Source organism: Agarivorans sp. Z349TD_8, assembly GCF_050870825.2.
Lineage (GTDB): Bacteria > Pseudomonadota > Gammaproteobacteria > Enterobacterales > Celerinatantimonadaceae > Agarivorans.
The window spans coordinates 150,610-164,457 of record NZ_CP194037.2 but is presented as its reverse complement, the minus strand read 5'-3'; the positions used below and the strand labels follow the sequence as shown (position 1 = coordinate 164,457).

The 13,848-nt window shown below is 45.1% G+C and carries 9 protein-coding genes; 1 reads left to right on the top strand and 8 read right to left on the bottom strand.

What is annotated here, in order from left to right:
* Positions 1–2 precede the first annotated feature (2 nt).
* The 4 genes from tssL to tagH are packed head-to-tail and all read right to left on the bottom strand — an operon-like array spanning position 3 to position 4,481.
* A complete protein-coding gene (tssL, locus tag ACRRS1_RS00745) occupies positions 3–1,307 on the bottom strand; it encodes a type VI secretion system protein TssL, long form (RefSeq protein WP_432468578.1) in 1,305 nt (434 codons plus the stop codon).
* A 24-nt stretch (positions 1,308–1,331) separates the two neighbouring features.
* On the bottom strand, positions 1,332–2,654 hold the full coding sequence (tssK, locus tag ACRRS1_RS00740) for a type VI secretion system baseplate subunit TssK (RefSeq protein ID WP_432464164.1): 1,323 nt from the start codon (positions 2,652–2,654) through the stop codon (positions 1,332–1,334).
* Between the two features lie 19 nt (positions 2,655–2,673).
* Entirely contained in the window at positions 2,674–3,138 is a 465-nt protein-coding gene (gene tssJ, locus ACRRS1_RS00735) for a type VI secretion system lipoprotein TssJ (RefSeq protein ID WP_432460625.1), read from the bottom strand.
* Positions 3,135–4,481: a type VI secretion system-associated FHA domain protein TagH gene (tagH, locus tag ACRRS1_RS00730; protein ID WP_432460624.1), complete on the bottom strand. Its 1,347-nt coding sequence runs from the start codon at positions 4,479–4,481 to the stop codon at positions 3,135–3,137. The genes tssJ and tagH overlap by 4 nt, the downstream gene beginning before the upstream one ends.
* A gap of 386 nt (positions 4,482–4,867) precedes the next feature.
* On the opposite strand from tagH, the gene ACRRS1_RS00725 reads away from it, so the two are divergent.
* Positions 4,868–6,919, top strand: a complete 2,052-nt coding sequence (locus tag ACRRS1_RS00725; RefSeq protein ID WP_432468579.1) for a serine/threonine-protein kinase — start codon at positions 4,868–4,870, stop codon at positions 6,917–6,919.
* A 104-nt stretch (positions 6,920–7,023) separates the two neighbouring features.
* Here ACRRS1_RS00725 and ACRRS1_RS00720 read toward each other — a convergent pair whose 3' ends face one another.
* The 4 genes from ACRRS1_RS00720 to ACRRS1_RS00705 form a co-directional block, all read right to left on the bottom strand.
* Positions 7,024–8,466: an efflux transporter outer membrane subunit gene (locus ACRRS1_RS00720; RefSeq protein WP_432468580.1), complete on the bottom strand. Its 1,443-nt coding sequence runs from the start codon at positions 8,464–8,466 to the stop codon at positions 7,024–7,026.
* A 1-nt stretch (position 8,467) separates the two neighbouring features.
* Positions 8,468–10,408, bottom strand: a complete 1,941-nt coding sequence (locus tag ACRRS1_RS00715; RefSeq protein ID WP_432455118.1) for a MacB family efflux pump subunit — start codon at positions 10,406–10,408, stop codon at positions 8,468–8,470.
* Between the two features lie 2 nt (positions 10,409–10,410).
* Positions 10,411–11,592, bottom strand: coding sequence for an efflux RND transporter periplasmic adaptor subunit (locus ACRRS1_RS00710; RefSeq protein ID WP_432455119.1), 1,182 nt, complete (start codon positions 11,590–11,592; stop codon positions 10,411–10,413).
* A 293-nt stretch (positions 11,593–11,885) separates the two neighbouring features.
* Entirely contained in the window at positions 11,886–13,628 is a 1,743-nt protein-coding gene (locus tag ACRRS1_RS00705) for a methyl-accepting chemotaxis protein (RefSeq protein ID WP_432455120.1), read from the bottom strand.
* Positions 13,629–13,848: the final 220 nt, after the last annotated feature.

Sequence of the window (13,848 nt, the reverse complement as noted above, 5' to 3'; positions counted from 1 at the left end):
GCTTAATAAAGCAAATCAATCTCAACCCGACGGTTTAACGCCCGCGCAGATTCTGAGTCATTACTTGCTCGAGGCTCAGAGTCACCTCGTCCCTCCGGCCACAAGCGCCCCTGCAACAAAGTGCCCACCGACATGGTATTAGCAACGGCGGTCGCTCGCGCTAACGAAAGATGCCAATTAGATGGGTAACGACTCGTAAAGATCGGTTGATTATCGGTATGTCCGGTGATTAGGATCCGACCACTGGTTGACTCTAAAGCTCGAGACAGTTTTTGTAATATCGGCACCAGTGCAGACTTCACTTCTGCACTTCCTGGCGCAAATAACTCGCTTGAATGAATCGTGATACGAACACGATCACTGAGCGGCTGGATCTCTAGTAGCTGGCGATTCACTTCCGTTTGTAAACGCTGCTGCAACATCAGCAATTGTTGATCATCACGCTCAACCGAAGTTTTGACCGTAGCGTCCCAGCGCGCCAAAGTATTGAGTTGGTTAAACACTTGATCTGAATAGTTATTAATGAAATAACTGCTCGTCATGTAAATCGATAACAAGAGCACACCCAAAATAGCCGTCAGCACCCAGATTGGGATCCCACCACCAGCCTCCTTCATCATATTGACACTAGCGTTACTTTGTGGAGATAAGGCAATTTCAGACTCACCATGAATCACTTGTAAACGTTCAAATGCTTGTTGGCGATAGGCTTCTAGCTGATCTTGACCTCGCTCTGTTACCCGCATTTTTCCGACAAACCCTAAGGCTAAACATAAATATTGAAGCTCTAATAGTGAGGCCTTTTGATGAGGGGCGACTAAGTTTTCATCGAGTAAGGTGAAAAAGTACTCGCCCCCCCAAGTTTGCGAGTGAAAAGTCGATAGTAAACTGTCACTCGCCCAAATCGACTGTCCACCCCAGTTAGTATTGAGTACCGTCTCGTCGATAAAACAGCACATGCAGTAGCGTGCCGCCTCAATTTGCTCGGCACTAATTTGTAGGTGACGTAAATTGGCTTCGTAATCCCGAATCTTATCGATGCACACTTGGCGTAACGACGCGATATCTCCATGCTTCGCAGTACATCGAATTTGCCCCACCATCGATAACAAAATACTCGCTTCGTCAATTAAGGGATTATCGCCAAACTTAAGGAGTTGAACCCCCCGTTCCTTATTTTTCGAAGGCGTGATAAGCACGGTGCATTCGGCTTCTGCCGCGCTAGCCGCAATTTTGCCTAAATCGCTGACAGACTTGTTCGCGCCGCGATTCCCTGGCCGAGGCTTCATCACTGTAGCTTCTGACATCAATACTCTTCCTTGGTACTCAAATTACTGACTAATCGCCCAGAGATTCATTTCAAGCTCTGGATAATGACCCGACAAATGGATGGCAATCCCACCACTCGCGCTTAAGCGCGCCCAATAGTCGTTACTCTTATCTAATTTGAAATAATGAAAACCGGCATGATAGGGTATTTGCCGCGGTGCAACTGGCAAACCAACAGCGGAAATACCCGGCAATTGGTTGTTAACCAAATCCCGAATATGCTCTACCGGACCAATTTTCACTTGCGCGGGGAAACGCTTGCGTAACTCATCGGAACTAAGGCTGGCAGTAACCGCCAACACAAATTCAGCGCGATCAAGCAGCCCTTTATCTTGCACTTGAGCAATCCGAATACCATAATTAGTTTGATCTAAAGGCAACTGAATCGCGGTTTGCTCAAGCACCATGCTTAGATATTGGTTAAGCACTACCATCAAGTCACCAAATACTCCTGTGAGTTGTTGATGCTGATATGCAGGCAACTGCGGTGCTCGCTTATTCTTACTAGAAAAAGTAGCGAGTTCCCCAGCCAAACTCGCTAATTCTTGATATAGGCGTTCAGGATGCAAACCGCTGGTATGTAAGATATGTCCCAGCAATGCATCATAGCGATTCAGTAACTGCAACATTAAAAAATCGGCAATTGAGCTAGTACTACCCTGACCAGCGCCAATCCGTGCAGCTAAAGCTTCTGCCCGTTGACGCATCACACCATGAACTTCTAATAAGTGCTGCTTTAGCACCGCATTGTTCTGCGCATTCAGCCAAGGAGGTACAAATTTTCCATCTAAAGTCACTTGCCCCTCTTTAGAAACAGCACTAATTTTGGCAACCGGCAAAGTTGTATAACCCGATAAATTGTCGCTTTCTAGCTTCAATTCAAAGCCAGCCTGGGCCAACTGCAGTACCTCTATTGCATCATTACCGAGCGAGGTATCAGCAACTTCGTGATCAACAAAACGGTAACGCGTGACGCTATTCGCTTGAGCCGATACATTCAAACTATTCGACTTTTCGGTCGCAATCGCAATTAACACCATCTGGTCGCGAACACGACTATCTAGCGATAGCGGTTCCGGTAATGGATCGCGTTCAGGAGAAACCATCAACGCGCCATCAGGTAAGTAAGCCTTTATCTTTGACAAACCGAACTTCGCATGACTTAACAATGCGTTGTCGATCACTAACTCATTGATTCCCCAAAAGTAGTTCGACTGCTGCAACATTTGTTGTTGCTGAAAACTTAAACTACGTTCTTGTTGCTGAAAATGCTGAGGACGCAAAAACATACCCTCAGTCCAAGCCACACGACAAAAATCGCTCATTTCTTGTTCCCCAATTGCATCATGGGTTACCAACAAATACGGCGAGTTCGCCGACATGAATATTAAAAGTTTTGTAATTGGTAGGATCGATTGTGACAACTTCTCGCCAACTCGCGGTGTCGATATCTCGATACGCAACTAAAACGCCGGCATAACGTACCCCAGGGGAAAGTGACAACTTATATTCAGACTGACTGCCAGGTTCAAATTCAAACTCAGTCTTATGAATCAAGTCTGGGCCTAAAACTTGGGCTGCATCATCATATAAAGCAAAAAAATCTTGGCTATCAAACAAGGTTCTTGAAGACAATTCGAAAACCTTCACCACCACAGGAGAAGCTCGCCCAGTAATATCGGGGTTAACATTTTTAGCCACACTAAATTGCAGTTTTGAATATGGTTCGACTACATAATTGGCTACCGTGCAGCCCAACATTGACATACTCAGCAGCATACTAAGTACTAATTTCCCTATTTTGCTCATCGTTGTCCCTTTTGGTCTATGCGCTTTAAAGTCGCCTCATAAGCCTTCGCAAAATCTTCCATATAGAAAGCATTGTTGTTTTGGCTAAATTCATGTTCTAAATCACTGTGTACCGAACAATAACGATTCCAGCTTTTATGCTTTTCAATTGCCGAATAATACTTCGCGATGCCCTGCGTATTGTGGACCTTCGACGCTATCGATTTGGGGTCAAGCAATTGCATGACACTCGCCACGGCCCCCTCAACACCGGAAAGCAAGGCGTATTCATGTCGCTCGAGATCAATAAAGGCTTCCTTTACCGCTCGTTCAGGAGGGAGAAACCCTGAAGTCTTACGCTGTAGTAAGTTATGAAGGGCGTCTTCAGCATTGGTTGAAAATTTCAATGGATTGTTTTCATTTTTACGAAAAGTCGTCTGGTTAATCCGAGTATTTTCTTTAAATGCTGCTCGATTATGTAAAGTGTTCATAATCCCATCGAGAGAGTCCCTAGTTATCCCTCCTAATTGATGCCACCAACGGATCGGATTTTCTTGAGAAATAAGATCGGCAGAAATGCCCATCCCTTCTAAAAAAGCACCAAGATGCGTCTGCTCATCAATCGAATTTGCTGAGAGTGGTGTTGCCGATGGACGAGACTGAGCCCGATCAATATCCGAAACAAAAGCTGACGTCAGCTTTTCTGCTTTGGCAACGCCAGCGTTGAGTGTCTGCGAATGGACTATTTTTGTATTAATAGGCTGTTCTTCAGTCACTTCAGGCTCAAGGCTTAACGATTTTTCAATCCTAGGATCGTTAGCAAATAAAGCATTCCAATCCTCTGGAATATTTGATGACGAATCTTGCGTCAGAGCTGAGGGCAAGATAAAAGCATCACTTAGATTGGCATTTAGACTGGAATCTAAACTGAGCGAGTTAGGAGCTGGCGATGACGGCTCAGCAAGAACGCCAAAATCTTCTGCAGCTACAGGCGCAGAGATTACTTTTTGAGTTTGCAAGTCCTCCGGTAAAGCAGACAAATTGACCGCTATTTCATAATCACCAATCGCCAAGATATCACCATCAACCAATTGATAAGGTTTATCTTTTTCGATGGGTTCAACCGAACGATTAACAAAAACCCCATTAGTTGAGGTATCGTAAAGCCAAAATACCCCCTGATTGAACTCGACCCTAGCATGACGGCTAGAGATCACTCTTTCTGGATCAGGTAAACACCAAGAGCATTGACTCGCCCGCCCAATCGTCAGTACCGATTCCCCTGAATCACTGAAGAAATGTTTTTTTTCTTCCACGCCAGAGGTAAACCTGTGATAACTCATCACAGATAAACACAAATCCATAATCTTCCGTCCCCTAGAAGCATTCTCTTTTACTTTAAGTAGAACCCATCAACCCAAGATAACTAATGACCAAAATATCATTACAAAAAAGAGGCCGTATTATTACACTCAAAGAATAATTTAATCAATAAAAATAAAAACTTTTTATAAATATAAATTAACTCGAATCTTACTAGTGATTATATTGTTGTTAATGTAATTTAAATTATTTAGACTGAAAGAACTGAGAGGACGGACTCCCAATAAGGAAAACTCAGTAAAGATTGCCATCATACTCCGCTGATAATATATTGGTTATTAGTGGCAATAAAAAATAAATTCATTTATATGACAAATTAAATAAATCACCATAACAAAAATTTGGTTAAATTATATACGGCGGCTTCATGGATGATTCAAGTAAAAAACATACTGACAAAAAATTAAAAGACGAAACCAAGGTCGGTCATACACAAATATATCAATCGAATAACCTAGCAGACTCAAAAATCCAAGAAAGCGAAACGTCCAACAGCAATGACTGTAAAATGATCAATCGGGTGATCAAAAAACGTTATCAAATTGAAGGTCTGGTAGGACACGGTGGGATGTGTGATGTCTATCGAGCGAAAGATTTATTACTTGAAGCGGCTGGTGATAGCCAGCCCTATGTTGCGATTAAACTGCTACAGAAAGAGTTTCATAACCAGCCCGACGCAGCTCGGATCCTGATCAGAGAAGCCAGAAAAACCCAGCGTTTGAGTCATCCAAATATCATTAGGGTTTATAACTTTGGAGTTGACCAAGAAGACTATTATTTGATCATGGAATGGCTAGACGGACAAACTCTAGATGAAATAATTAAAAGTCACCGTCCTCATGGACTGCCTTTCAAGAGCGCCCTTGCTTTACTGAAGCAATTACTATCGGCCCTAGGTTATGCGCATAACAACGGTGTAGTTCATGCGGACCTAAAGCCTGGCAACATCATGCTGGCACGTGATGGAACCATTAAGATCTTCGATTTTGGCGTATCCCGAGCGCTTAATTTAAATGCAGATCAATATGCGGCTGACAAGCCAGAAGAAACCTCTCCAGTTAGTGGCTTTACCCCCACTTATGCGTCTCCAGAGTTATTGGCAGGCGCAAACCCCAGCATCGCCGACGATGTGTTTGCCTTTAGTTGCATCAGCTATGAATTACTTACCAGTAAGCACCCATTTAATCGCAAGCCCGTCAATCAAGCGGCAAAAGAAAATATATTCCCTGACAAGCCCAAGCATGTCTCCATATTACGCTGGGCAAGTTTAAGAAAAGGTCTAAAATTTAACATTAAGCAACGAACAACTGATTTAGCTACACTCGAAAAAGACTTAACCAAAAGCTATATAAACCCAACCCTAAGTGTTTGCTTGACCTTCGCTCTGATTGCCTCCGCAGGTGTGACTTATCAGCACTTACACCAACAGGTCCAACAGTCACAACTCGACTTGGCTTCGCGACAACAAATCGAACAAGCCAATCGTGAATTATTAGCACTAAACCCACAACAATTTCTGCCGCTGTTAGCAACAATTACCGATCAACAAGCAATCCCTAAACAAGCCTTATTGCGTCAAAAGCAAGGCTTGGTAATTAATTACTATGAAAAAAAAATTGACAATCTGCTTAATAATAAAGGCATAGCTTATCCTGATTACTATGCCATTCAGTCTCTATTACAAGAGGTAAATCGCATCTATCCAGACTCTTACGCTCTTGCCCTAACCGCCGAAGATATCAATCAGGGATGGATGAGCACAGTGGAAGCACTCAGCCAACGTCTCAATACACATCTAGAGCAAGGTCGTTACCAACATAGTGAAGACGGTGATGATATCTACACCATCTACCGCGATTTAATGCAGGTTAGAACAGATTTTCAGTTTCAACCTAACCAGAAATCAGAGCAGGTATTCACCCAATTATTTGACAATGCGCGCGACAAGCTCGATGTAATCAAACTCGCTTCAATGATCGAAGCTGGCGAAGCCTTCTTTGGTAATAGCGAACAACAGCAGCAACGCCTTGCCCAAGCAAATGCCTTAAAGTCAGCAATTCAGCAAATGGCGGATTACCAGCAAGCCAAAGCCAAAAATCAACAGATTGACTTCCCCTACCATGCGGCTGAATTGGTATATCAACACCAATTTGATGACCTTCAGCAACGCATCAATAATATGAACCGAATCAAATCACTCGATAAGCTGGCTAAAGAAGTACGATCGATGGCGAAACAGCTTCCTAATGATTTCTCTTTGCTGGTACAGACTCGTCAACGTATGGCAAATAAATACTTACGCTTTTCCGACTACTTACTACAAAAACGTCGCACTAAAGAAGCCAGCGCAGTGATCAAAAAAGCACAAGATTTAATGACTCAAGTACAAGATGCCCGCGCCACTGCCGAGAATGCTTAATTAAGTAAAGTACTCGAGCTCGTAGCGCATTTTTGTTCGAGACTACAAACTTGTGACTGCAATAAGTTAAGCCGCCAGCGAGTAAAGCAGCTGCGGCTCAACAACTAAGACTTTATATCGCTCGATTTACCAGCTAACTGTGGGGCAATGTCACTTCCCCCTAAAGCTAAGTACAAGGTCGCCTGAGTAACAAACTGTTGGTAACTATTTTCCAGTAGCAAAGCCTCGGCGTTACGCAATTGTTCTTGCGCATCTAGCCAATCTTTAATCCCAACGGCACCATTTCGGTACTGACTTTGATAGATCCGCTCCGCCTCTTTGGCGCTTTGATATTGCTCAATTAAACGCTGCCCTTGATATAGATACTGCTGGCGTGCCGATAATGCGTTATCAACATCTTCAAATGCTTGATAGAGAGTTTGACGGTATTGGACCACTGCCGACTGATACTGCACTTCGGATATCTGCTGATTAAGCTGCAATTGATTCCATTGTAAAAAAGGTAACGCTAACTCTGCTCCCAACGTCCCAATAGGGTTACGTAACAACTCTTTCAGCTGATTCGAAGAGCTACCTAGCGATCCCGTTAGGCTCAAGGCGGGCAAGTAACTCGCAGTGCTTGAGTCTTTGCCGGCCAAGGCTGCCTTCAGTTGATACAGCGCGGCCTTCACATCGGGACGCCGCACTAAAATATCAGCGGGAACGCCTTCGATCACCAAGGGCATCGGCCCTTCGGGTAATTGCTTTATCTGCAGTTGGTCCTCTGCAGGAGGTTGATTAAAAAGGATTGCCAAGGCATTTTGCGCCTCGTGAAGCTGTTGTAACCACTGGCTATGATTGGCTTGCAGGCTAGCCAGACTGCGCTTCGCCTCCAATACATTGAGAATGGTCACCGCCCCCGATTGGTACTGGGACTGAGTTAACTGCAAGGTTTGCTGCGCGTCTTTAATACTACCATTACTGAGACTAACACGCTGCTTGAGATATCCAAGTTGCCAATATAGTGAAGCGGTGGTGGCAACTAAACTTTGTGCGGTACTTTCACGATCTTCAGCACTGGCAATGGCTAACCAACGCGCCTGATCGATATCTGCCGAAACCTTACCCCACAGATCGACTTGGTAACCCACCGAAATATTAGCCTGATAGGAGCCACTGCTGGCCCCATCATTGAAGTCCTTACTGCGACCAGCAGACAAACTCGAAGACAACTGAGGATAGAGTTGATCTTCACTCAAGCCAGCTTCTAAACGGGCCTTATGCAAGGTTAAAGTTGCCAAGCTTAAATTGTTGTTGGTCTGCAATACCTGTTCGATGAGTCGATCCAACTCAGGATTATTAAATTTCTCCCACCAACGATCTTGACTAAGCGAACGGCTAGAAAGCGTGTTTGTTGTCGCCTCACTTGGTTCGACTGTGTCTTGCCAAACTTGCGGCGTAAGCACCTCGGGTGGATGAAACTCACTGCGACTGAAATGAGAACAAGCCGTCAATAAGCTCATTGCGAGCCCAACAGTGCTGTACTTATACAACTGTGAATTCATCATGCTACTCCCTTGCCAGTGCATCAACGGGATCAAGTTTGGCGGCATTGCGGGCGGGTAAAAAGCCAAATAAAATACCTATTAAGGTGGAACAAGCGAAGGCTGCCACAATCGAGCTGGTTGAATATATCATCTGAAAACTACCGCCAGTAGACGCAAAAACAAACCCAATCAGATATGCTAGGCCGATACCAATCGCCCCACCGCACAAACAAACCAACACTGCTTCAATCAAGAACTGACGTAAAATATCGTTTTGACGCGCACCAACCGCCATCCGCACGCCAATTTCTTTGGTTCGTTCGGTCACCGATACCAACATAATATTCATCACACCAATGCCACCAACCACTAAAGAAATCACCGCAATAGCAGAAATTAATAGGGTCATGGTAGCGGTGGTCTTCTCGATATTTTGTCGGATGGTATCGGTATTAATGGTAAAAAAGTCTTGCTTACCGTGACGCATTTTAAGCAAGCTAATAATCCCTTGCTCGGCAGCATTACTGGGGGCAGACTGATCGATGCGCACCGTAATGCTATTGAGGTAACGCTGGCCAATCATCCGCCCTGCAACCGTGGTATAAGGTAACCATACTTTTAGCGAATCGCTATTGCCAAACGCACTGGTTTTGGGCTGAGTGACGCCGATAATGCGGATCGGTAAACTGCCCAGAAACATCACTTGACCCAGCGGGGACTGGTCAGGAAACAACGACTTAAGGGTATTGCTATCGATGACCGCTTGTTGCGCTAAGGAATCGACACTGGCTTGATCCCAAAATTGACCCTGCGCGAGTTGATAACCCTTTACTCGAAAATACTCCGGTCCCACACCTTCCACGCTACCTGTTACCGCTTGATTCTCAAAACGAATGGTAACATTGGTACTTAAAGAAGGCGTCACGCTATCGACGAAAGATAGCTGTTTTAGCGCATCGGCATCGGCTGCGGTTAAGCTACGAACCCGACCCGAACGTCGGTCGCCAAAACCGCTACCCGGTCGAATATCAATGGTATTGGTACCCATCGAAGCGATATTTTTTAAGATGGCTTGTTGTGAACCAGCACCCAAGGCAACCACCGATACCACCGAAGCAATCCCAATAATAATACCTAACATGGTTAAAAAAGTGCGTAAGCGATGACTCGACATCGCTAAAAGGGCCATCTTCAAGGCCTCTAAGTAGCGGTCCCAAGCAAACCACCCGGGCTTGTTCGTTGACATCACTTTAGCCAGTGTCGCTGTCGAACCAGCGCTACTGCGGCGATCACTGAGAATTTCACCGTCCTTGATTTCAATAATACGATCAGCAAATTGTGCCACGTGCATATCATGAGTCACTAAAATAATAGTATGACCATCGTGATGTAACTCGCGTAACAGCGCCATCATCTCTTCGCCACTTTGGCTATCTAGTGCGCCAGTGGGTTCATCCGCAAGGATCACATCACCACCATTCATCAACGCGCGCGCAACACTCACGCGCTGTTGTTGGCCACCGCTGAGTTGGCTCGGCTTATGGTCGAAACGGTCAGCCAGACCTAAACGGCTCAGTAAATCCTGTGCCCGTGCTTTACGCTCGACCTTATTCTTACCCGCATATATCGCCGGCACTTCAACGTTGGCCACCGCACTTAAATCGCTCAGTAAGTGGTAACGCTGAAAAATAAACCCAAAGTGCTCACGTCGCAGGGCGGCTAACTGATCTACATCCATGGTTGAAGTATCCTGACCTTGGATTAAATAACGTCCCTGAGTCGGCTTATCTAAGCAACCTAGAATATTCATCAAGGTGGATTTCCCCGAGCCCGAGGCTCCCACAATTGCGACCATTTCCCCTTTTTGGATCGATAAACTCACTTGCTTGAGAACCGTCAGCTGCTGCTCTCCAGCACTAAAAGAACGCGAAATGTTGGAGACTTCTAGTAAGGCTTCACTCATGACTAAAAACCCATTGGCGAACGACGGCGATTACCTGCGGCGTTACTCTCACCAGGAGCCCCCACAACCACTAACTCACCTTCATTTAAACCCGTAAGTATTTGGGCATGGATCTTATTGTTAATGCCCACTTGCACATCTCGATACTCCAGCTGCTGGTTCACCAACACCGGCACTTGATAGCGGCCTTTAGAACCCGGCTTTCTCTGTAGCACTTGAGCGGGAACCAGTAAGGTGTCTTGCGCCTTATCCAACACAATCGACACTTGAGCGGTCATGCCAATTCGTAAGGTATGACCGGGATTTTCCACTTCAAAGAAACCGTTGTAATAAATCGCTTCATTGTCACTGACACTCAGATCGCTATCATCACCATCCATTAAGGTAGGTCCAGGCTCGATGGCCTGTAATTGCGCACGATAGGGGTGTTTGGCTTGACCCAAAATGGTGAAATAAACGTCTTGGCCAGGATGCACATGAATCACATCCGCTTCCGAAATTTGCGCCTTCACGATCATGGTGTCGAGTTGTGCCAATTCGATGATGGTTGGAGTGCTTTGATTCGCATTTACGGTTTGCCCCTCTTCTACTGAGGTGTATACCACCGTACCAGCCATGGGTGCAGCAATCGTGGTATAACCTAAATCAACCTTGGCGCTATCCACGGTAATCGCAGCTTGTTGCTGCTCGGCTTTTAATTGCTCCAGATCAGCCTGATAGATGGCAAGATTTGCCTCTGCGACTTCATAATCCGCACGTGAGCTGGCATTATCGGCCTGCATTCGTTGTTGCCTTTGATACTCAAGTGAGGCCTGATGAATTTGCGCCTGCTTAGCACGATACTGCGCGTTAATACTGGCTAATGACGCTTGCGCTTGCTTCAAGGCATTTTGCTGACTCAGGCTATCAATTTGAGCAATCAATTGGCCCAGTGTAACTTCATCGCCAAGCCCAACAGCTAAGTGTTTGATTTGCCCGGATTCTTGCGCCCCAACATTGACTAGCTTGGCAGGGTGCAACATGCCGTTTGCCAATACGGTATTTTCAATATCACCGCGTTGTACAGCTTCAGTCACATAAGCTGGTTCGGCTTCAGGGCGAGAGCTGTAATAGAGCGATCCAACTGCTGCTACGAACAAAAACAGCACTAAAACCATCGATAAACGTTTCGCAAATTTTTTCATACTATTCAGACATCAAAGTTACAGCTAAAAAATTTAGCCTGATAATTCAGCAGGTTATTTAGTATAACGATTTCATTTAAAAGAGGCAGTCTTACAAGTGTAAAGAAGCGTAAAGGTATCGCTGACAATAGCCGCCAGCGGCTAAAGATGATGCAATAGAAAATTGAACTTCGTCCGTTTAAACGCGAGGTAGTAATGGCGCGACCTAAACAGTATAACGAACCGATACACTGAACTTCGACGCCACTACGTCAGCATGCTTCGCGAAAGCACACCGCTCCTAGTATGTAACCTTAACTGAGCTTAAATTGGCCCACCTGTGCTTCTAAGGCATGGTTGTAATCCGATAAGCCATTGGTACTGATAAGGCTCTCCTCTCCTCGTTCCCGCAGCGAATGCACCACGTCGCCAATGGCAATCATATTGCGATTAATCTCCTCTGCCACCAAGCTTTGTTCTTCCACCGACGTCGCGATTTGAGTCGCCAAATCATTAATCTCTAACACCGCATTTGCCATCACATCCAATGAGCCCATCACCTGTGAAGTATTCTCGGCACTACTTTGACAACTGCGTTTTGTCGCTTCCATGCTATGCACGATATTTTGATTGCCACTACGCAAGGTCGCTAACATCGCATCAATTTGTTCGGTACTGTCGCGAGTTCGACCCGCCAATGCTCTCACTTCATCAGCTACCACCGCAAAACCACGTCCTTGCTCTCCTGCTCGGGCTGCTTCTATCGCCGCGTTTAATGCTAATAAGTTAGTTTGTGCTGCAATATCTCCTATCACCTTCAGCACTTCGCCAATCATTTGAGTATCTTCGGTGGTCTTTTGTACCGACTCCGACATCCCATCAACTTCCGTCACCAATTGATTCACACTTTCAACGGCTAACTGAACCACCTCTCGAGAGCGTTGTGCCTCTTCACTCGCTTGCTGAGTCAGCGAAGCCGTATCTGCAGCACTTTGCGCCACCGATTCCGAGGTCGAACTCATTTCAGTGACTGCTGTCACCACCTGTTCCGTCTCTTGGGTATGTTGATTTAACAACTCTTGGTTCGCGTTAACCCGCTCCGAGAGCTTGCTCACTTCTCCCGCTATTTTTTGCCCCGCTCCCGCAACTTCCAACATCATCGCTTGCAACTTCATGATGAAATGATTGATGTCTTCTGCTATTTGACCCAATTCATCGTGGCTTTCCACCTGTAAACGCCGTGATAAATCGCCATCACCTTGGGCCAAGTCGTGTACCAATTGACGTAAGGAATTAATCGGTTTAAAAGCTAGTCGTAAGGCAAAAATACTCAGGGCCACAATAAATAACGAAGCAAATAGCAAACTCAAGGTAATCGCATTGTTCAACCGGTTGGTATTGGCTTGAATAAACGCCGGGTCAATAAAACCCGTTAACTGCCACTGCTTACCATTCACGCTGATGGGCATCGGGATGGCTTCTAAATCGGCATTCTGTTGTTGCGGTTTATCGCTGTATAATTGCTCGCCATTGTCATCAACCAGTTCCATATAGCTACCGTCGATGGAAGAGTCCTGCAACAGGGCTACCAGATAACTTAAATCCAGATAGAAAAACTCACCATCCTTAGGGCTAATAATTTCCAACAAAGGACGCTGTTCTTCAAATATCACCTTGATTGCAATATCTTGCCCTTTGGCCGCTTGCCATTTATCGAAATACTGTTTGAGTGCATCCCCCTCTAGCATCTCTTCGTTAGTCGCACCAATTTGTGATGAGACCATTTTCAGCACTCGATAAAAACCGCTTTGTTCAGGTGCTGTTTTTACACTCAACAAGCCAACATCAATATTTTTAGCCAGCAGGATCTTGGCGTTAATATCTGAAGCTATCTTGTCTTGTACTAAGCGAAGATGAACCCGAATGTTAGTGCTATCTGAGCGATAAATATATTGGCTGATGTAGTGATTCACGCTGACATAAGAGGTAAGCAAAGTCACCGCTATAATCGCAACAAATAATGCTATCAATTTGCCCTTAAATGAAAAACCTTTCAAAGCTTTTACTCCATAAATACAAGGGCCCTGCGTTTAAGGGCAAACTGCTAGTCTATATATCAAAAAAATCTATTTCTTTGAGTCGATCGGCAGATTTACAATTTTTACGATAAAATACAGATAGTTGATGGTCATACCAGTGTGCAACACCTTGACCTTTCCGAGACTATTTGGCAAACGTTATGGGTAAGTCAATGGGGGGTGATATACAAAAATGAGA